19 protein-coding genes and 1 pseudogene are annotated in these 17,731 nt (G+C 61.3%); 6 read left to right on the top strand and 14 right to left on the bottom strand.

Annotated features, from left to right (window positions below; all coding sequences use genetic code 11):
* Positions 1 to 16 precede the first annotated feature (16 nt).
* A complete protein-coding gene (locus ABVQ20_RS28400) occupies positions 17 to 1,756 on the bottom strand; it encodes a relaxase/mobilization nuclease domain-containing protein (RefSeq protein WP_354462979.1) in 1,740 nt (579 codons plus the stop codon).
* A gap of 256 nt (positions 1,757 to 2,012) precedes the next feature.
* Between ABVQ20_RS28400 and tnpA the strand changes: the two genes are divergently transcribed.
* The 3 genes from tnpA to tnpC all read left to right on the top strand — a co-directional run bounded on the left by tnpA (position 2,013) and on the right by tnpC (position 4,870).
* On the top strand, positions 2,013 to 2,918 hold the full coding sequence (tnpA, locus tag ABVQ20_RS28395) for an IS66 family insertion sequence element accessory protein TnpA (protein WP_354462978.1): 906 nt from the start codon (positions 2,013 to 2,015) through the stop codon (positions 2,916 to 2,918).
* A complete protein-coding gene (gene tnpB, locus ABVQ20_RS28390; protein WP_023767057.1) occupies positions 2,915 to 3,268 on the top strand; it encodes an IS66 family insertion sequence element accessory protein TnpB in 354 nt (117 codons plus the stop codon). Before tnpA ends, tnpB begins: the two co-directional genes overlap by 4 nt.
* Before the next feature lie 72 nt (positions 3,269 to 3,340).
* A complete protein-coding gene (tnpC, locus tag ABVQ20_RS28385; RefSeq protein WP_354462976.1) occupies positions 3,341 to 4,870 on the top strand; it encodes an IS66 family transposase in 1,530 nt (509 codons plus the stop codon).
* Positions 4,871 to 5,364: 494 nt separating this feature from the next.
* Here the strand turns inward: tnpC and ABVQ20_RS28380 are convergent, their stop codons facing one another.
* From ABVQ20_RS28380 to ABVQ20_RS28340, 9 genes are all read right to left on the bottom strand, one after another.
* Positions 5,365 to 6,153, bottom strand: coding sequence for a lytic transglycosylase domain-containing protein (locus ABVQ20_RS28380; RefSeq protein WP_354462975.1), 789 nt, complete (start codon positions 6,151 to 6,153; stop codon positions 5,365 to 5,367).
* 304 nt (positions 6,154 to 6,457) lie between these two features.
* Positions 6,458 to 6,784, bottom strand: coding sequence for a DUF736 domain-containing protein (locus ABVQ20_RS28375; protein ID WP_354462974.1), 327 nt, complete (start codon positions 6,782 to 6,784; stop codon positions 6,458 to 6,460).
* Positions 6,785 to 6,829: 45 nt separating this feature from the next.
* Positions 6,830 to 7,390, bottom strand: a complete 561-nt coding sequence (locus ABVQ20_RS28370) for a S26 family signal peptidase (RefSeq protein ID WP_354462973.1) — start codon at positions 7,388 to 7,390, stop codon at positions 6,830 to 6,832.
* Positions 7,387 to 7,851, bottom strand: coding sequence for a DUF2840 domain-containing protein (locus ABVQ20_RS28365; RefSeq protein ID WP_354462971.1), 465 nt, complete (start codon positions 7,849 to 7,851; stop codon positions 7,387 to 7,389). The genes ABVQ20_RS28370 and ABVQ20_RS28365 overlap by 4 nt, the downstream gene beginning before the upstream one ends.
* A 319-nt stretch (positions 7,852 to 8,170) precedes the next feature.
* Positions 8,171 to 9,046, bottom strand: a complete 876-nt coding sequence (locus tag ABVQ20_RS28360) for a replication initiator protein A (protein ID WP_435528434.1) — start codon at positions 9,044 to 9,046, stop codon at positions 8,171 to 8,173.
* A gap of 5 nt (positions 9,047 to 9,051) precedes the next feature.
* Positions 9,052 to 9,342, bottom strand: a complete 291-nt coding sequence (locus tag ABVQ20_RS28355) for a helix-turn-helix transcriptional regulator (protein WP_354462970.1) — start codon at positions 9,340 to 9,342, stop codon at positions 9,052 to 9,054.
* Between the two features lie 137 nt (positions 9,343 to 9,479).
* On the bottom strand, positions 9,480 to 10,043 hold the full coding sequence (locus ABVQ20_RS28350) for a DUF2285 domain-containing protein (RefSeq protein ID WP_354462969.1): 564 nt from the start codon (positions 10,041 to 10,043) through the stop codon (positions 9,480 to 9,482).
* Between the two features lie 7 nt (positions 10,044 to 10,050).
* Complete coding sequence (locus tag ABVQ20_RS40525; RefSeq protein WP_435528441.1) at positions 10,051 to 10,236, bottom strand: transcriptional regulator domain-containing protein; 186 nt, start codon at positions 10,234 to 10,236, stop codon at positions 10,051 to 10,053.
* A gap of 164 nt (positions 10,237 to 10,400) precedes the next feature.
* The gene (locus ABVQ20_RS28340) at positions 10,401 to 10,679 is read right to left on the bottom strand and encodes a DNA -binding domain-containing protein (protein ID WP_354462967.1); all 279 of its coding nucleotides are present in this window, start codon (positions 10,677 to 10,679) and stop codon (positions 10,401 to 10,403) included.
* Positions 10,680 to 10,804: 125 nt separating this feature from the next.
* On the opposite strand from ABVQ20_RS28340, the gene ABVQ20_RS28335 reads away from it, so the two are divergent.
* Positions 10,805 to 11,020 carry a helix-turn-helix domain-containing protein gene (locus ABVQ20_RS28335; protein ID WP_354462966.1) on the top strand — a complete coding sequence of 72 codons (216 nt, stop codon included), beginning with the start codon at positions 10,805 to 10,807 and terminating at the stop codon, positions 11,018 to 11,020.
* Positions 11,021 to 11,248: 228 nt separating this feature from the next.
* On the opposite strand, the gene ABVQ20_RS28330 is transcribed toward ABVQ20_RS28335, so the two are convergent.
* Positions 11,249 to 12,454: a DUF932 domain-containing protein gene (locus tag ABVQ20_RS28330; protein ID WP_354463158.1), complete on the bottom strand. Its 1,206-nt coding sequence runs from the start codon at positions 12,452 to 12,454 to the stop codon at positions 11,249 to 11,251.
* A gap of 422 nt (positions 12,455 to 12,876) precedes the next feature.
* On the opposite strand from ABVQ20_RS28330, the pseudogene ABVQ20_RS28325 reads away from it, so the two are divergent.
* Positions 12,877 to 13,323, top strand: a pseudogene (locus tag ABVQ20_RS28325) (Ros/MucR family transcriptional regulator); the annotation flags it as partial.
* 174 nt (positions 13,324 to 13,497) lie between these two features.
* Here ABVQ20_RS28325 and ABVQ20_RS28320 read toward each other — a convergent pair.
* The 3 genes from ABVQ20_RS28320 to ABVQ20_RS28310 all read right to left on the bottom strand — a co-directional run bounded on the left by ABVQ20_RS28320 (position 13,498) and on the right by ABVQ20_RS28310 (position 16,818).
* Entirely contained in the window at positions 13,498 to 13,809 is a 312-nt protein-coding gene (locus tag ABVQ20_RS28320) for a DUF736 domain-containing protein (RefSeq protein ID WP_023728967.1), read from the bottom strand.
* A gap of 885 nt (positions 13,810 to 14,694) precedes the next feature.
* A complete protein-coding gene (locus tag ABVQ20_RS28315; RefSeq protein WP_354462964.1) occupies positions 14,695 to 16,266 on the bottom strand; it encodes a chromosome partitioning protein ParB in 1,572 nt (523 codons plus the stop codon).
* A 90-nt stretch (positions 16,267 to 16,356) separates the two neighbouring features.
* Positions 16,357 to 16,818 (bottom strand): hypothetical protein, encoded by a 462-nt coding sequence (locus tag ABVQ20_RS28310; RefSeq protein WP_354462963.1) that lies wholly within the window; start codon positions 16,816 to 16,818, stop codon positions 16,357 to 16,359.
* Between the two features lie 118 nt (positions 16,819 to 16,936).
* On the opposite strand from ABVQ20_RS28310, the gene ABVQ20_RS28305 reads away from it, so the two are divergent.
* On the top strand, positions 16,937 to 17,731 hold the full coding sequence (locus ABVQ20_RS28305) for a hypothetical protein (RefSeq protein WP_354462962.1): 795 nt from the start codon (positions 16,937 to 16,939) through the stop codon (positions 17,729 to 17,731).

Here is a 17,731-nt window from a genome sequence, read left to right as displayed (position 1 = left end):
CAACCGTCGTCTGGAATCACAAGCCCAGTGCTCGCTCCTTTCCAAAGGTCCAATCGACTCGGCCCCCTGCGTAGGCGATACCGGAAATATGCTTGCCCAGGTGCCGCTCGACAGATGGCGACCAAGGTACGAGCTGGAAACCCAGCCCGTCATCGATCATGGCGAAACGACCGGAAGCAAGGGAGAAACGTTGCCGGTAGATGCCTGACACCTGGCTGCCAGGTGCAGGCTTCGTGAACGGAAGCCCGGTCTTGCCTGCAAGCCGCGCGGCGAGCGCATCTACCTCGCTGCTTCTCAAGGTATCGATCAGGTTACGCGCAAAGATGGTGCGCTGTCCCTCGCGTCGTGCAAAACCCTGCTCAACAAGATGGTCAGTGCGATCCTGCAGCGCCTGCTTGACGTCCCTGCCAAAACCGCCCTCCCCGCACTCGACCGGATTCTGTGCGACGAGCTGCCGGTCGAGCCATGTCGCGCCGCCAGCACGGACCTGCTCTTCGATCGAGAGGTCTGAGCGGACGGCGAGAGCGACACGCTCGTGCCCCTTCAAATCTGCATAGTGGCGAAGCTCTACCATGGAGCCGGGAACGGAATCTCCGGTGGCTTCCAGATCACGGAAGCGAATGTGATGGATACGCCCGTCAAGACCATCGACGACGGCGTAGGCCGAACCATGCAATTCGTCATCCAGGCCGCGGTCGAGCAGCCTGCCAATGACAGGCGTATCGATCTTCTCGCCACCTAAGACAAAGCTGGCTGCAGGCCTATCGATGCGATGACCAGCAAGGCTACGATGCATTCGCTTGATGATGTCGCCACGTTCGCCGAGCGCGCGCAATGTGGCTTCTGCGTCATCCGCCATGATCCACTGGCCGGGACCAACCTCGTTGGTGAGACCAAGGTTTTCCAGCTTCCGGAGCCGTCCGACCTTCAGCGCTATGAACTCGTCAGGCTGGCGATCCGGACGCGGCGCGAGATCGATGATGCCATCGCGATCACTGTCTCGAACAAGCTGGCGGTCGAGTTGCGTCCAACGTTCGGTGCCGATCTGCTGCACGATAGTCCGACGGATGTCGTGGTCGGTGCGTGGCCCGAGTGTCTGGGTAAGGATATCGCCTGCGCGATCGCGGATGCCCTGGCGGATGTAGTCGCGTGAGATGACGAGATTCTGGCCATCGTCGGCGACGCCGCGCACAAGGATATGAATGTGCGGATGTTCGGTGTTCCAATGGTCGATACCTACCCAGTCGAGTTTCGTGCCGAGGTCGCGCTGCATATCGACCATCAGGTCGCGGGCGAAGGCTTTGAGGTCGCCCAACTCGTGGGCGTCATCAGGTGAGACGATGAAACGGAAATGATGCCGGTCGTCCTTGCATCGTTCGGCGAAGGCATCATGTTCGGCGTCGTCAGTGTCGGGCCCAAACATCTTTGCTTTCTCGTCGTCACGTGTCACGCCCTCGCGACGAAGGTATTTTAGATGGGCAATGAGCGGCGTCGATCCCCTGAACTGACGGACGACACGCGCCTTAATGACGGCGGCCCGTGAGCGGCTGGTGACGAGGCGATCGGCGCGGATACTCTCCGACCTGCCGCGACCGAACGTCGAGGCGCGTGGGGAGATGATCCGGCCCTTGCGCGAGATGTGGCCGCCCGCTTGCTGTGCCGCCGCGAGCGCCTGGGAAATGAAAGGGCGCGCGCGCTGGTCGACACGAGAGCGAATACGGCCGGGGCGAACGCGAAAGCCATCATCTCGACTCATGGCTGCGGACACCGCGAGGTGCGATTTCCATTGGAACGATTGAAAAAACGCGTCGGTTCACATCGCAGATTTCCAACGCACATCGCGCAGCAAGGCGAAAACCGTAAGAAAAACAACCAACCGACCGAGCCGCACATCGCGGCCCTTTATCCTGCCATCCCTTCCCGTGCTGCGTAACCGTCCGGTCCCTGCACATATTTGAAGTAGTGCAATCTCGCGTCATGTCGGGTTCCTTCGGTTTGTGGAGGATATTCGGATGGCGCCTCGCCGCTCCTGGGCCAAGGCCAACAGCCCCTACTGGTCGTCGCAGGTCGCGAGCTGGATCGCCAGCAATCTCAGTGCGCAGGAATTCTGCCGCCGGCGCGATCTCTCGATCAGGACGTTCGATCTGTGGATGCACCATCTGGTGAGCGGCGACGACCTGCGCAAGCGTGCGGAAAAGCTGCAGAATTTGCGCCGCGAGAAGTCCGGACGTAAGCGCAAGACGCAACAGCCGAAGCGTCCCCAGAGGCGGCCCCGCTATCGTTACGGCAAGCGCACGGACAGCGGCCCGATTGCTCTGCGGGCGTTCTGGAGCATGCATGTCGAGGCGCTGAATTGGAGCGGCATGGGCCATGCCGAGTACGCCGCCGCGCTCGGACTTTCGCGACACGCGTTGCGGATCTGGCGCGATCGCCTGGAAGAATCCGGCGACGAAATGGACTGGCGATTGCTTCTTCATCCCAGTGCCCGGGCCCAATTAAGCAGCGCTGCTAATTGCGCGCGGCGCCAATATCGCTTGACACCCGACGCGGTGGACGGTCGATCGCACCGGCGCAGCTTCACCGAGCAGCAGAAGCGGGCGATCGTGCAGGAGACGGAGAAGCCCGGCGTCGCTGTGGCGCAAGTTTGCCGCCGCCATGGCATTGCCACCAGCATGGCCTTCCGCTGGCGGGAGGAGTTCGGCCTGACCGCCCGCAAGGCGCCGGAACTGGCGCTGGTCGAGCTCGCCGATGGAGGTGAAACTGAGCCGCCGGCGCTTGCCGCCTTGCGCGATCTCGTGCGGCCGCCGGACGGCATGGTGGCGATCGAACTGGATGATGGGCGGCGCGTGTTTGCGCCGGCGGGCTCGTCTGCGGCTGCGGTCAAGCGGCACCTGGCCGGCAAGGAGAAGGCATCATGATCGTCGTTCCGGCGGGTGTGAAAGTGCATCTGGCGTTGGGTCACACTGACATGCGCAAAGGTCTCGATGGGCTCGCCACGCTGATCCAGGAGCATCTGAAGAAGGATCCCTTCTCGGGTCATCTGTTCGTCTTCCGCGGCAAGAATGCCTCGCTCCTGAAGATCCTTTTTTGGGACGGAACGGGACTGTGTCTGTTCACCAAGCGCATGGATCACGGACAGTTCATGTGGCCGCGCCTGGCTGAGCCAGGCGGCTCGGTGGCACTGTCGCCAGCACAACTCGCGATGCTCATCGAGGGCATCGACTGGCGCGCGCCGGAACGCTTCTGGCGACCGATGCTGGCCGGCTGAAACCGGCACTTCTACTGTCGTAAAGAAGCCCGGAATCCTTGGGTTCTTGTGCTGTTTGTGATAGAATCGATCATGTTGGTCGATCTCGAAAACCTGCCGTCCGATCCAGCACTTCTTCAACGCCTCGTGCACGACATGGCGGCTGCGGTCGAGAGCCGCGACGGGGAGATCGAGCGGCTTCATTCGATCATCAAAAAGCTCCAGCGGGCGCAGTTCGGCCGCAGCTCGGAGCGGCTCGATCCCGATCAGCTTGCACTCGCGTTGGAAGAACTCGACGCTGACGTCGCGCGCATCCAGGAGAGCCGTCTGTTCGTCAGCAAGCCGTCGACTGAGCGGCCGTCGCATCGCAAGCCGCTGCCCGATCATCTGCCGCGCGAAAACGTCCTGGTCGATGTCGACAGCATGGTCTGCGCCTGCTGCGGCGGCGCGCTGCATGCCATCGGCGAAAGCGTGAGCGAGATGCTGGATTGGGTGCCAGCGCAGCTTCGCGTGATCAGGACGACGCGGCCAAAATATGCCTGCCGGACCTGCGAGACGGTGATGCAGGCGCCGGCGCCGGAGCGGCCAATCGCTGGCGGTCTGGCGACGCCGGCGTTGCTGGCGCAGGTGCTGGTCAGCAAATATTGCGATCACACGCCGCTCTATCGGCAGTCGCAAATCTTCGCCCGCAATGGCGTCGAACTTCCGCGCTCCACCCTTGCCGGCTGGGTCGGCGGCGCCTGCTGGTGGCTCGAAGCCCTGCACGAGCGGCTCGCCAAAAGCATCTTCGCCTCGAACCATCTTTTTGCCGATGACACACCGGTCCCGGTGCTCGATCCAGGCCGCGGCCGCACCAAGACTGGAAGGCTTTGGGTCTACGCCCGCGAGCAGAGGCCATGGGGCGGACCGGAGCCGCCGGCCGCGGTCTATGTGTTCGCGCCGGACCGCAAGGCCGAACGTCCCGTCTCGCATCTCGAGCACTTCAAGGGCGTTCTGCATGTCGATGGCTATGTCGGCTTCGAGCGCCTTACCGGCAAGGGAGATATCGTTCTGGCCGCGTGCTGGAGCCATACACGGCGCAAGTTCTACGACGTGGCGCAGGCGACCAGCGCGCCGATCGCGGTGGAAGCCTTGCAAAGGATAGGCGAACTCTATGCTGTCGAGGCCGACGTTCGGGGTCAATCGCCGGGCCATCGGCTTGCATCCAGGCGCAGCCGCTCCAAACCAATCGTCGACGCCATGCGGATCTGGCTCGAAGCACAGCTGCCGCTGTTGTCGGGTCGCAGTACGCTCGCCGAAGCCGCCCGCTATGCGCTCTCGCGCTGGGACGGCCTGACCCGCTTCCTGCACGACGGCCGCATCGAGCTCGACACCAACCCGGTCGAGCGCGCGATCAGACCTGTCGCGCTCGGCCGCAAGAACCATCTCTTCGCGGGCAGCGACGGCGGCGGCCATCGGTGGGCGGTGCTGTGTTCGCTCATCGAAACCTGCAAGCTCAACGACGTCGAACCCTACGCCTATCTTCAGGACGTGCTCGCGCGCATGGTTGACGGGTACCCCATCAACCGCCTTGACGAATTGCTGCCATGGAACTGGGTAGCGCATGGCCGGGCCGCTGACTGAGCAAGCCTTGGGTCTCGCCGAATGATGAGTATTGGACAACACACAATGGCGGTGGTCGTATGTTGTGGCGACCCCGGTTGATGATTCATAGTTGCAGTGTGATGGGGATAAACAGATGACCCAGTCTTCAGCAAACGGAGCAGAGGCAAGACTGCTTGCCGAGGCCATTGCCGCGCTTCGTGAGCTGACGTCTTGCGCGCGAGAGACGCAAGACCGATCGTTCGACGATGGCCATTCCGCCGATTCATGGCAGAGCGATGAACTTCGTGCCGCGATAGAGCGTGCTGAAGCAGTAATCGCGAAATCGGAAGCTCCCGGAGAATAGCAGGCTGCGTCGACGGCCTGCCTCCTTGAACCTGCAAACCCAGGATTCATGTCAAGCCTGACCTGACGTGCAGTGGCCGAACGCTTACCGTGCTGCCCCGAAACCCACCCTCCCTCCGCAATTTCTGCGACGGAACAGGCCGGAATGCGATTGACCAGCAATGCACCGATCATTGTGACGTCTCGGACGAACCCTGCGCAAACGGGCTATGGACAGCAGAGGGCGGAGACAGTCCACCTTCACTGCGCGAGCCGTCCTGTGGCGGTACGAGCGCGGTAAGATCGGTGACCGCTTTAACCGCTGGTGATCTCACGCTGGGTGAGCGGATCGCCGTGAACACAGTTTCGAAAGGAATATTGGTCTGGTGATCGCCTTGCGAACCTGAGCTATTCCGTGTGCTTCCGCCACGCGCGAAAACCGCCGCTTCAAATGCGCTCGCTCTGCCCGCCGCCTGCCGTGCGCGCAACGGAATGGGAGCTGTTCCGTCGATCAAAGGCGCGAGTTTCCTGACGTAGTCGATCGTCTCACGCGGCAGCGGCCGACCGGTTGCAAGGTGCCCTTCGTATCGCCCAGGACCGGCATTGTAAGCCGCGAGGAAGCCGTTGCGACCGAAGCGGTCGAGCATCTCGCGGAGATACGCTGCACCTGCGAAAATGTTGTCGCGCGGCAGATAAGGATTGTCTCCGAGATGATACCTGATGCGCAGTTCCTCCCATGTCGCCGGCATGAGCTGCATCAAGCCCATCGCGCCCTTGCTCGACACCGCATGAACATCACCAACGCTCTCGACATGCATGACAGCGCGAAGCAGCCGCTCGGGAATGGCAAAGCGTTTGGCAGCCTCCCGGATATGCACCGACCAGGGATCAGAGGACGAGATGGTGCTGCCGGAGTGCGCCGGCCGCTCACGATGAGCGGAAAGCTCTGCACAGACAGTAGGCGCTGGAAGGGTGAGCATGACGCTTGCAGACAGTGCTGCAATGCCTCGGCAGATAAAATCACATGCACCACGTTCCCGACGCGTCTGCAGCCTGCCACCGTGCTCGCTCCCGTCAAGGGCAAGGCTTCGCCGGCCGAACCTGCTTGCTGCGAACCGCGGCGTGGTAAACGTCCTGAACGACGGGCAAGCGTCGGGCCGCCCCTGACGTTCGCTGCGCGCGGCGGCCGCCTGATTGGCGATCGGGTCGAAGGGTTTGAACGGCGCCCGATCGATCAACGGGTTTGACGCAGAAAGGCCACTGAAGCGCCCTCGGAGCATCCGATCAGCCTCTCTCGTCGCGCTTCGATTGCCTGCTCCAGTGCAACGCCCAGACACTTCTCTCGGCATCGGACTTAAACAGATTGGCGCGGATCGGTTGCGTGAAGGACGGGTCGTCGATGGAGACGGAGAGATAGTTGCCGGCCTTCTCGCCGGTGCGATCCCATGCCGCGCCGATCTCCATGCCTTCGCAGAAGACGCGATGGTCTGGCGCGTTTTCGGCATCCGATTTCTCGGCAGGCACGATGGCAAGCTTCGCGTCGAGCGTCAGCGTCGAGATGTTGCCGAAGAAGCCGTCATCGTTGCGGGTGAAGGTGCCGATCTGGGCCATTGCGGTGCTCCTTTCATGAGCGTTGATGAGGGTTGGTGCGAGGTGTCACGGCTCGCCAGGGACAGGTCTGTCGGAAGCATCCGGCGCCGGAGAGGTGCTCTCGGTTGTCCAGACCGGGTCTGCGCGGCCGATGATTGAAGTGAGCGGGAGCGGTCCGAAATACCGGCTGTCAAAGCTGTCAGTTGCAACCCAGTTCATGAGGAAGACTTCGTCGCCGGCGATGACGCGGCAGCCCTGCCAGTCGGGCAGTGTTCTGCCGCGACTGTCACGCTTACGCGCAAGTCCAAAGGTCACGCCGTAGGCGATGATGGCTGTGCCTTGTCGACAGACCGTCCCCGCGCCAAGCGCCAGCACGCGCTTCAGAAGCGGCACGCCGTTCGGCAGATATCCGCGCTCAGCGAGGAGGTCGGCCAGCGGTTCGGGCGGCATGACGACGGCGATATCGGCGACACCGATCCTGTCGGCCGGCTCGACGCGATAGAGCCCAGTGGGGACGCTCGCTGATGCATTCCAGATGAACTGCGGTCGATTGCCCATCCATGCCGGCGCGCCGACGAGGACCGCACCGCCGAGCATCGCGACGATGATTGTTGCGCGCGTGCTCATGGCTCAATCTTGCGGCGCAGGAGCCATGCCTCATGGCGCTGGCGAGTGTAGGGCCTGGGCGCCTCACGCGCGGCGAGTCGGCTGTGGGCATGCCGCCAGTAGTCCGGCGAGACATCAACAGGATCGATGCCGATCGCCTCGATGGTGTCGATGATCTTAAGCACCTTGTCGACGTTCGGCCATCCGATAGCTGTAAGCAGGATGTCAGCGCCGGGACGCACATAAGCGATTGTCGAGCAGCGCTTGCCGATGGCGACGGTACGCAGGATGTCGATGCGCGAGGCGACAGTGCCAAAATCGCTCGCGGTCCAGCGGACGAAGGCGAAGACGCAGCCTGGCGTGAAGGTCACGACACGACGACTACGGTCGATGTTCCTGTTGGAAGCAACTTTGCCGAACCGGATATAGTTCTCGATCCGCTTCTTCAGCCACACCAATTCGACGTCGGTGAGATTGCTCATGCCTGCTTCCGTGACAGGAGGCCAGCAGTCAGTATGGCGACACGAGGATCAAAGAAGACAGCTGTGCTTCGAGAAGAAAAACGGGCGTCGATCGTTCTCGGCCTGGCCGAAAGATCATGGCTCCGCTGTCGTCCACAGCCTCGCTGATTGGCGCTTTCCGTTAGAAAGAATCCGAAGGATTCACTGTTAGAAACGTTAGAGGAGCGGGTTCGGCAATCGCTGCAATCGCTTAAGCCCGATTCCGGTTCCTGATAGCACGGGAATCCGGTTCCCGATGGCACGGGAGTTGCGGTTCCTGATAGCACGGGACTGTCCACAGTCATTTCACAGCCCTGGTCGTTCGGGCGCGGGGCGTGCATTGCGCCGCGTACAGTTCGGGCGGATTGGGTTGAAAGGTCAGGCGCGATCGGCCGTCAGGATCGATGGTGAGCGCCAGGCAATAGCCAGGCAGCGGCTGGCGACGGACGATGTCGCGCAAGTCAAATGTGAAGCGCTTGAACGGAGAGAGGCCGCCTGACTTCAGATGGAGATGGTGGAGATCAAAGCTCCAGCCATAGGTCTGGCGGCCACCGTGTTTTCGCACCAGACGGTAGAGCCATCGCTCCAAGCCCCCAGTCAGCCTAAAGTACTCTCGGTCAATGGTGAGGATCAGGGCATCGTCGAGGACGCCGGCATAAAACCAGTCGGGCAGGATAAGCTCGATGCCGAGCGGGCGCCCGCTGGCGTCCATCCGTTCCTTCCACTCGTTGATCCAGGAGAAGCGATGCCGCCGCCGTTCGGCCGGCTGTCGGATCGACGTTGCGACCGTGGTCGACTGCAGCCGATCAAGAGCAGCCTTTAGCCTGTCGTAGCTACGCGCGGAATCCCCGCGACCGATGAAGGCAAGTATCTCGTAGGGTGTGGTCGCCATGAAACGAGACGTGCGAAGGCCGTTGTCTCGCGCGTCGACGATCTGGCTGGCAGCCCAGATTAGAATGTCGGCGTCCCAGATGGTCGCCATACCATGTTCGACCGTCGCCTCGACACGGATCGACACGTCGCCCAAGCGAAAGTCGATCGGCGTGACGCGGCGGGATTTGGCGAGCGAGAAGAACGGCCACGACATGAGGTCCTGCGCGTCGCGTGGCGCAGTGACACTGGCACGAGCATGAAACAGATCGAGTTGGCCTTCGGAACGGTACTGCACTGAAGCCACCTGCGTTAGGAGGCGCGGCCGCGTCTGCCGGCATAGGCAGGTGCGCGGGCGGCATGTGGCTTGGCCGGCGGAACAAAGGTCGCGTCCGCGTCACTGGTGGAGGTGCGCGCGCCGAGTTCGATCCAGGCATGAAGATCGTCGATGTCGTAGAGCACGCGCCCACCGACTTTCCGGTACTTTGGGCCAGTACCATAGGTTCGGTGTTTTTCCAGTGTCCGGGCGCAAAGGCCGACGATAGGTGCAGCCTCCTTGGTTCGCAGGTATTTTTGGGGCGCGTCCGCGGGACCCTTCGACATCGCTCGATCTCCGTTCGGTTTTGCTGTCGTCCTGGCCTGCCGGGACGCGCGAAACGGACGATGGCCGAGATGAGAAAGGACGAGGGAGGGCAAATATCGGGGGGATGTGTTTTGCTACCCCCCTGCAAAGAAGTGCGTCAGCGATCGGATTTGTGGCAGCGGCTATGCGGATAGAAGAGAAGATCTCGGTAGCCACCCGCGACAAGTCGATCGGCCCTCCGCAGGATCGCCCGAACCTTGTGCCGCAGATGATGGTCACGCCAGTCTCGAGGCGCGATCGGCTCGCGTGACAAAAGCGCCTGCGCGATCTCACGATAGGTGGCGCCTGCACGGCGGGCGTCATGGGCGCGCAGGTTGATAATGTGCCTCGCCTTTGTCTGGATCGGCAACGTGCCGTAGGGAGAACCGGGCGGTCGGCAGTTGAGTTCGCGCCAAAACCGACGCGCCGCATCAAGCCGTGTCTCGAAGGAGCCGTCGAGCGGCAGAACGATAGCATTGATGCCAAACGAGCTTTCGCGACTTTCGGCAGTCAGGCGATGCGTCGATGCAGAAGCCGGCCAAACAGCCTGCAACTCTTCGTCTCGAACCCATACACTGACGGTACTGAGCCCCAAGAGATCTACGGTCTGGGGCGAAGGGCTAATAGAGGCAGGCAACCGCGTGCCGCGCAATACGCGCGGCGAAGCCTGTTCCGTCCACACGATGTTCTCAGATGAAGGAGATCCGTCTACGGTGGCCGTGAAATCGCGCGCCCCAACGGATGACGAAGTCGCGAGTGCCGATAAGTTCTCCAGCACCGGCGCCCTGCAATGCCAAGTGGCCGCACTCCGCGACGAAGTCATCGTTTCGGATCAGATACTCGGCTGCAAACTCCGAAGCGTCGTAGCCGCGCATCTGGGCGTAAACCGTCGGATCGGTCCAATCGCCTTGCAATGCGCCAACTCCTCTCCGGATTCCAAAACCGGAAAGAACATCAAGTCCAATCCGGAAGTTGAGTAGTCTGAGAGTCAGCAAACCGTTGTGTTGATTCAGCACAACGTAGCGAGCGCCGGCGTCACTCAGTGTGGCGCACCGCCCGCAAGAAGATATCGGTAGCCGTTCGTCGTCATCCACCGGGCGCGGGCAAGATGGGTCTCCCAGGCCCGGAACGCCCGGTCCGGCTCATGCTCGGCGTCAATGTGTAGGACGATCTTGGCCACCTCACGCCAGTCGGCATCTTCCGCCGCCGCGTCGAGTAGCCGGATGTAGGTGAGTAGCCGCTCTTCGTCGTAGCCGGTCAGGATAGGGACATCTGGCGCAACGTCAGCCACGTCGGGGTCGAGTAGAGGCTTAAGCACAGTATTGATCGCTCATGTTTCGGCAGCGGTCGAGAAGGAACCATCCGTTGGATCGAGTTCTGATCATAACGAATAGGAACGATCATTCCTAGAACGATAGTTCCCTTTCTGGTCCGTAATCCGCCATGGATCTCAAGGAGATCATGGCGGTAAACATGCGTCGTCTTCGCCATGATCAGAATGTGACGCAGGAGGAACTGGCCGCTCGCTCTGGATTGAGCATGCGCTACGTCGGATCGATCGAGCGCGCCCGGGTTTCTGCCAGCGTCAGTGTCCTTGGCAGGATTGCAAGTGCGCTAAATGTGGACCCATGCGAGTTGATCAGAAAAACGACGCGGTGAACTGCTTGGCGGGATGGCCCGCTGACCGGACGTGTGTACCAGTTGTAATTATGACAGTAGTCGCGTTGCGAGCCGGGCGGAACCCGGCGAGCGGCCGCCGCAATCGGTACGGGTGCACGCGACGATCCGCATTGCTTGCCTACTGTTGTTCTTATGACAGCCGTCTGTTGATGTGGCGGACCTGAAAGGCCGCGCGGCGAGAGTTTCGCCGCGCGGCCTTTCGTCTGCTCATGCAGCCCTTTCCAACAAGGCCTTTGCCCTGCCCTCAAGCTCGAGTCGGCTATCCTGATGGGCTTTGGTGCGGGCATGCGCTGTCATGCCTTGCACGAAATCGAAGATGCTTTCTGGCGGACGTCCCTCCTCCTGCAACACAGCCTCGATGACCTTCCCTGTTTCGCTCTTCGAGAACCCGCGCTTGCGCAGGAAGCTTTCGCGGTCTTCGTCACTGCGCGCAACGATCTTCTCACGGGCGGCCTTGATCCCAGCGATGAAAGGCGCCGGACTTGAGTTGGCAAAGCTCGTCAAAGCGGGCGCTGCCTCATGCGCAAAACGCTGTGCAGCAAATTTCGAATGCCGGATGGTGATTTCCTCGAAACCTTCCACACCCCACAGATTGCGGTTCATGCAAACGGCGCGGAGATAGAAGCTCGCAATGCCCAGCGTCTTCGACCCGACCTCGGAATTCCAGCAATAGAAGCCGCGAAAATACAAATCCGGTTCGCCATTCGGCAGTCGTCCGGCTTCGATCGGATGTGTGTCATCAACCAGAAACAGGAACACGTCGCGGTCGCTGGCGTAAAGCGTCGTGGTGTCCTTCGTGATGTCCACGAACGGATTGTGCGTCATGGTTGCCCAATCCAGAACGCCCGGCACTTTCCACATGGTGTCGCCGGTGCCGTTGCCCGCGATCTTCATGACGGCGGCGACAAGCTCATGATCCCAGATGCGGCCATAGTCCGGGCCGGTGACGGCGCGAAGCTCAACGCGTCCGTCCTCAGTCTCAAGGGTCTTCATCAATTCCGCCCGATGGCTCAAAAGGCCGTGCTGCAAATTGATGCCTGCCAGCGGTGCGGGCAGTTGGCGCATATAGGTGGCCGGTGCGCTGACGAGGTTGCAAAGCTGCCCAAAACTCCAATGCGTCGGCGCGATTGGCCGCTCCTGTCCGGAAACGATAAGCGAAAGCCGCTCCGCATTGTCGCGGGACGCTTCTACACGCACGGCGCGGCTCTCGACGGTGCGAGCAGTGGCGCGGTCCGCCCGCCGCTTCACGGCATCATAGAGCTCGGTGAGGCTCAGATACCGCTCGTCGTCGGGACGCGAAAACCATTCCGAGGAAACCCGCCCGATCCGCTCGCCGCGTGTGATGTCGACACGGAAGCCGGTGGTAGGCGCCTGCTGCTGGCTGTTGCTCTTGCCGTTGATGGTGGTGGTCATGTTCATTGTGCTCACTCCTTTTCCGTCAATGCCGAAGGCATGTCCCCTCGGCATGCCTTCCGGGGGCGCGTGAGCGCGCGGGAGTGATGGGGGCCAATGCCGGCGCGCGGAGCCGGGCTGCGCGGTCGAGCGAAGCGGATTGAGATTGTTGCGAGAGATTTGCTGCGGTCGGCCGCTTTGCGAGCCGGCGGCCCTGCTCTGCACAGACGGCAATGGTGGGGAAGCGAGGGGAAGTCCCCTCGCTTTCCTCAACGATTGGCAAGGCTCGTCCGCAGCCGATCAAGCAACGAAAGCGAAGCTTGCCGACTTGATATTCGCGGAGAATGAGGATTGTTGGAGAGACAACGAAATATTTGCCCGATTGGCGAATACACAGATCAAGCGTTTCACCGTGCCCCCCAATAAAACAAGAGGTAAACTCCATGATTGTTTCTCCCGACCAGGACAACCAGGCTGATCTCGTATCGATCGCCGCCGACATCGTCTCCGCTTACGTTTCGAACAATCCATTGCCGGTCGGAGAGTTGTCGAAGTTGATCGCTGATACCTATGTCGCGCTGCAAGGGATTGGCACGTCCGTTGCCCCGGCAACTGCCAAACTGGAGCCGGCGGTGTCGATCAAGAAGTCGGTGACGCCGGATTACATCATTTGCCTGGAAGACGGCAAAAAGTTCAAATCCCTGAAGCGGCATGTCGGAACCCACTACAATCTGACCCCCGACGAATATCGGCAGAAATGGAACCTGCCGTCCGACTATCCGATGGTAGCGCCGAACTATGCCGCTGCCCGTTCTGCGTTGGCAAAGGCATCCGGGCTCGGGCGCAAGGCGTCAACGCCTGCACCTGCTGCGGTAGAAAAACCAAAACGAGCAGCACGCGCAGCGACTGCCGCGATGACTGCATCGGCAGTAAAATCGCCGGCAAAGAAGCCGCGAAAGGCGCCCGTCAAAAAATAGGACTGTGCAATTCAGGCAGTGCCCTGCAAAAGCGGACCTGAACATAGAGAAACCCCGCCTTGCGCGGGGCTTCTCTTTTGGACTGGATCATTCTGCGGTGCGGCGGGACCAGATGAGCGAGAAGTCGCCCTCGGTGTCGGTCTCGACCAGGCTCGCATAGATCGGAGCGGGGAAGCTCGGATCGTCGAGCTTGACGGAGTGGTAGTCGCGGCCCTCGCGCGAGGTCTTCTTCCATGCCGCCCCAAACTCGGTGGCGCCGGCGAAGATGCGGAAATCGGGTCCCTTTTCATTTTCGCCATCGGCCGGAGAGAACGTCACCGTCTTGACGTTGAGGTTGAGGGTCTTGACCGAGCCGGAGAAGCCATTCGCGGTGCGAGAGAAAGTGCCGATCGTAGCCATTGTGGTGGTTCCTTCTGTTTTTCTCGAGCCGCGCCCATCGCGGCCTCGACGGTGGTCGTGAGACTGGAGACGATCGGTCCGCACCCCGAAGGGGCTGAAACGAAGTGAAAGACGGCGGCGCTAGGCTTTCTTGAACCGCGAGGAATGGACGCGCAGCGGTCAGGGGAAGAAAACGCAGCGACGTCGTTGCGGGAAGACGATCGAGACTGAGTGAAGCGAAGGCGGTCTTCGGTCAGACCCAATCCATTCGAGGACGCCGTGGGCGTGGCCTAGAACGAACCGACGAGAGGGAACGCCACGATGGCTACAATCGGTCATGGCCATTGTCGTCCGCGCCGAAACGCTTCTACGCCTCGGTCAAAAACGTCACCTCAAGCGCCAGGACAGTGTCGGTCACTACTCCAACATGTGACGAAGGGACCCCCGATTTCCCTGATCTTTGGGCTGAACCGCCATCGCGTTCGGGGCTGCTCCGAAGGCGACCGATTGATTGCTGAGGGCACCGGCTTCCAAGCCGCCGACGCCGTGACGATTTCACGTCTCAAGTCGAGTGGATGCGAGCCCGGTTGAGATCGGAGGCAAGGAAGATTCATCACACCCGATCCTCCGCAGCATCGCCGAGTAATCCCGCTACGCTAACCTACTCGCGCACGGTGAGGCATTGCCGGGAAAGGGTTGCCTTCGCAGAAGACACTTGATGCAGAGGCATGGACCACATGGCAGGGCGATGTCGCGCCGGGACGATATTCGTCTCAGTGGACATCATCAGCGTTCCAGCGCTTCTAAAACTTCGTGCTGTCGAGGTGTTCGGCCGCGCCAATGGCGCGGCCGAAAAATTGCCGAAAAGCAGGCCGGAACCGCGTGGCGGTTCCGGCCTGTGGCGAGTCATTCGGCGGCGACGTTGAAGGCCACGTCTTCCTCGGCCGTTTCCGGCTGAGCGGGTTTCGGCCCCAGTTCGGCAACGTCCGCCGATCCTGCATCTGCTGCCTCGTCCTGCCGTTCAGCCGACATCACAAGTTGCTCGGCGCGCAAGACCACTGGCAGCCACCCGGTTCCGGCGAGCAACTGCTCGGCGGCTTCCGCCATCGGCTGCTTTTTCAGGTCCGACAGTCTTTCCGCCGCCTCTTCGCTGGCAGCTTCGCGCACGGCATCGAGGATATGTGCCTTGGTGATGCGCCCGAGATACGTCCGGACGGTCGGCGTCCAATGTGCCGTCATGTCGAGGTTGACCGCTGCCGCCAGCCTGTTCGCAGTCTCGTGGGCGCGAGGCTTGCGCTCCCAAGGCTGCTTTACAGCGTTGATGGTGAGCGAGGCGCAATGGGCGAACAACGCCATGACGCTGGCATGGTCGAGTGAGGCGATGAAGCCCCACAGGTCACCCACATCGCGAGGCATGTCCGCAGCCCACTCCGCATGTCGATCTGCCAGTGCCTTGCCTGCCGCCGTATCCTCGATGCCGTCCGCGTGACCGGCGAGATAGACGCTGGTTGGGCGGATTTCGAGGCAATGGGCCTCAGTACCCTGATAGAAGGTCTGCGCGGCAAGCGTATGGGTCACCGCGAAAAGGGCGATGTCCGACTGTTCGCCAAGCGCAAGGCGAAGCCCAAGCGTCCGATGAGCGGTCAAGTCGCGAATGAGAAGGTCCGACAACGGCTTGCCGTCGTCCTCCGCTTCTTCGTCGCTGCCGCCATCAGAATCCGAACCACTGCCGTCTTCGATGATCTCGCAATCATCGTTGACGGCGTAGTCCTCGCCGTCTGACCGCGTTTCCGCTTCCGGTCCCGCCTGCTCATCCTCGGCGCGAATGAAGCCACGTTCGATGCGGGCCGTTCCGTCATGGGCAAGGACAACGAATACGCCACCACGCGCAACAACATCGGGATCGAAGGCGTGACGCAGGGCGTCGATGCGCTCGATCTCCGCTTCAAGCCTGCCAAAACGCTGATCGACATCGTCCGGCAGTTCCTCAGCGCTATCCCATTCTTCCGTGAGCCGGTTGAACTCGTCGGATGCCATTGCGTAGGCAGCTTTGTCTTCCTCCGACAAATCCACCGGTTGCGGGTAGGTGCGTCGTAAGCCGTTTGCGTGCGGGTAGTCGATATGGACATCTGCCCATTTCCAGCCTTCGGCCTGCTTGACGGTTTCGGAGATACCTTCCAGCTTCTCGATCACCAAGCGGTCAAGCAACGCAGCATCTTCGTAGAAGCCGCCACGATCCTCGGTGAACAGGTCGCGCAGGATGGCGCCACCGGCTCCCATGTAGGCTTCCGCGCCGATGAAGATGGCTCGCCGGTCGTTCGCCGCAATATGGGTCCGCGTTAGCTCGCGGCGGATGATGTAAGGGTCGCGATTGTAGGTGAGGTTTTCGAAAACCTGCTCCTGACGCGCGTGATCGTCTGTGATGGCAAAGGCCATCAACTGGTCGAGCGCCAGGCCCTCCTCGCGATAGACCTGCATCAGCTTGGGGCTGACCGCGCCAAGCCGCAGGCGCTGCCGTACGAGCTGGCCTGGAAGAAATCGATCAGGTCCTGCGCCCTTCGGCTCCTCTCAATTGCGTGGCAGCTTGTGAATTTCCAGCCTGACCGGCCCACCCCTGTCACAGCTGGTGCAGAAAAGTGCGCGCTCGACCGAACTGAACAGAGCACCCTTTCCATAGCGCTCGATGAGCCCGGCAGGCTTTACCGTTGCATGGTGCGAACAGGATCTGCACCAGGCCCGCAACACATGCCATTCGCGAAGATCTCCGAGCGCCACATCAAGACCGGCGTGAACGCTGCCGTCGATGATGGTCTGTGGCGGAATCTTCACCTCGCCTGGTGTCAGGATCTTCTCCATCACATGCCGGCTGTTGTAGTGGATCAGCAGCATGCCCGGCCGGCGCCGGATGGCGGCCTGCCAGGCTGCCTGACTCACGGTTGAATCCGGAGAGCGCGAGATGGTTTCTGACAGCGCCTGCTCCTCGCGATCCCAGACCTCGATCCGAAAATTGTCTTCCGTTGTTTTTGCCATAGCTTCGCCGGCTAGCGCGTTTGACGCCGAGCCATGGTCCTTTGCTGCTCCAGATCACGCTGAAATAAGGAACATATTCCTCTCCCGTCAAGGGCATGCTTGACTCTTTGTTCTCATTTTGTTCACATTGGCAGGATTAGGTCATAGGAGGCGAACCATGGAACTTCGCTTGAAAATCGAGGACGCAAAACCCGCAGAGCTCGCCCGCGGCATCGCGGCAGCCGAAGCCGTGTTTGCACGCGCCGGCATTACAGCTTTGCAAGGCGCGGAAGGACTGTTTGCGTTGGAAGGTTGGGATATCAAAGGCTTTCCTGAAGACGACAAGCCTACCGAGGACGAGGACCGAGCCGCCACAGTTTGGCTGGAGGCCGATGAGGCTGCGGCGGCGGCATGTTGTGCGGGCTGGCCGGAGGACAACGTTCCGCACCATCAGGTCATGGAACTGATCAATGTTCCCCGAACGAAGTTGCAGGCCGAGGCGGTTCCAGACACCTGGCCGGAGCGGAAGCAGCTTTATTCTGACGTCGTCAAGCGGCTGGAAATCACGACCGGCCCGGACCGCCAGATCGATTTCGACATTGCCTTCGTTCTCGGTTGGGTTGCCGAGCGACCGACGCTGGATCGGGTTGAGCCGCTTTCGGAAGAAGGAGACCGTATCCCCTTCTTCACCAGCGACCTTGCGCAGGTCGAAGAGATGGCTCGCAAGGCGCTCAAGGACTGGACAATCGAGATTGACCGAGATCCCTGTGATGCCCATGTTTTCGACCCGACGGCCAGCGATGACGATGATGAATTGCGCATGGCGGCATGGCGTGATTTCGACGGCTCCCTGTATATGCAGAAGCCGCCGGCAAATCCTGCAATCGCGCTGACGCTGGCAATGATGCGCGGCCAGTCCATGCATTTCGAATAG

Source organism: Mesorhizobium shangrilense (genome assembly GCF_040537815.1).
In the GTDB taxonomy this organism is placed as follows: domain Bacteria; phylum Pseudomonadota; class Alphaproteobacteria; order Rhizobiales; family Rhizobiaceae; genus Mesorhizobium; species Mesorhizobium shangrilense.
The sequence above is the reverse complement of the archived record's forward strand: the minus strand, read 5'-3'. Positions and strand labels throughout refer to the sequence as shown.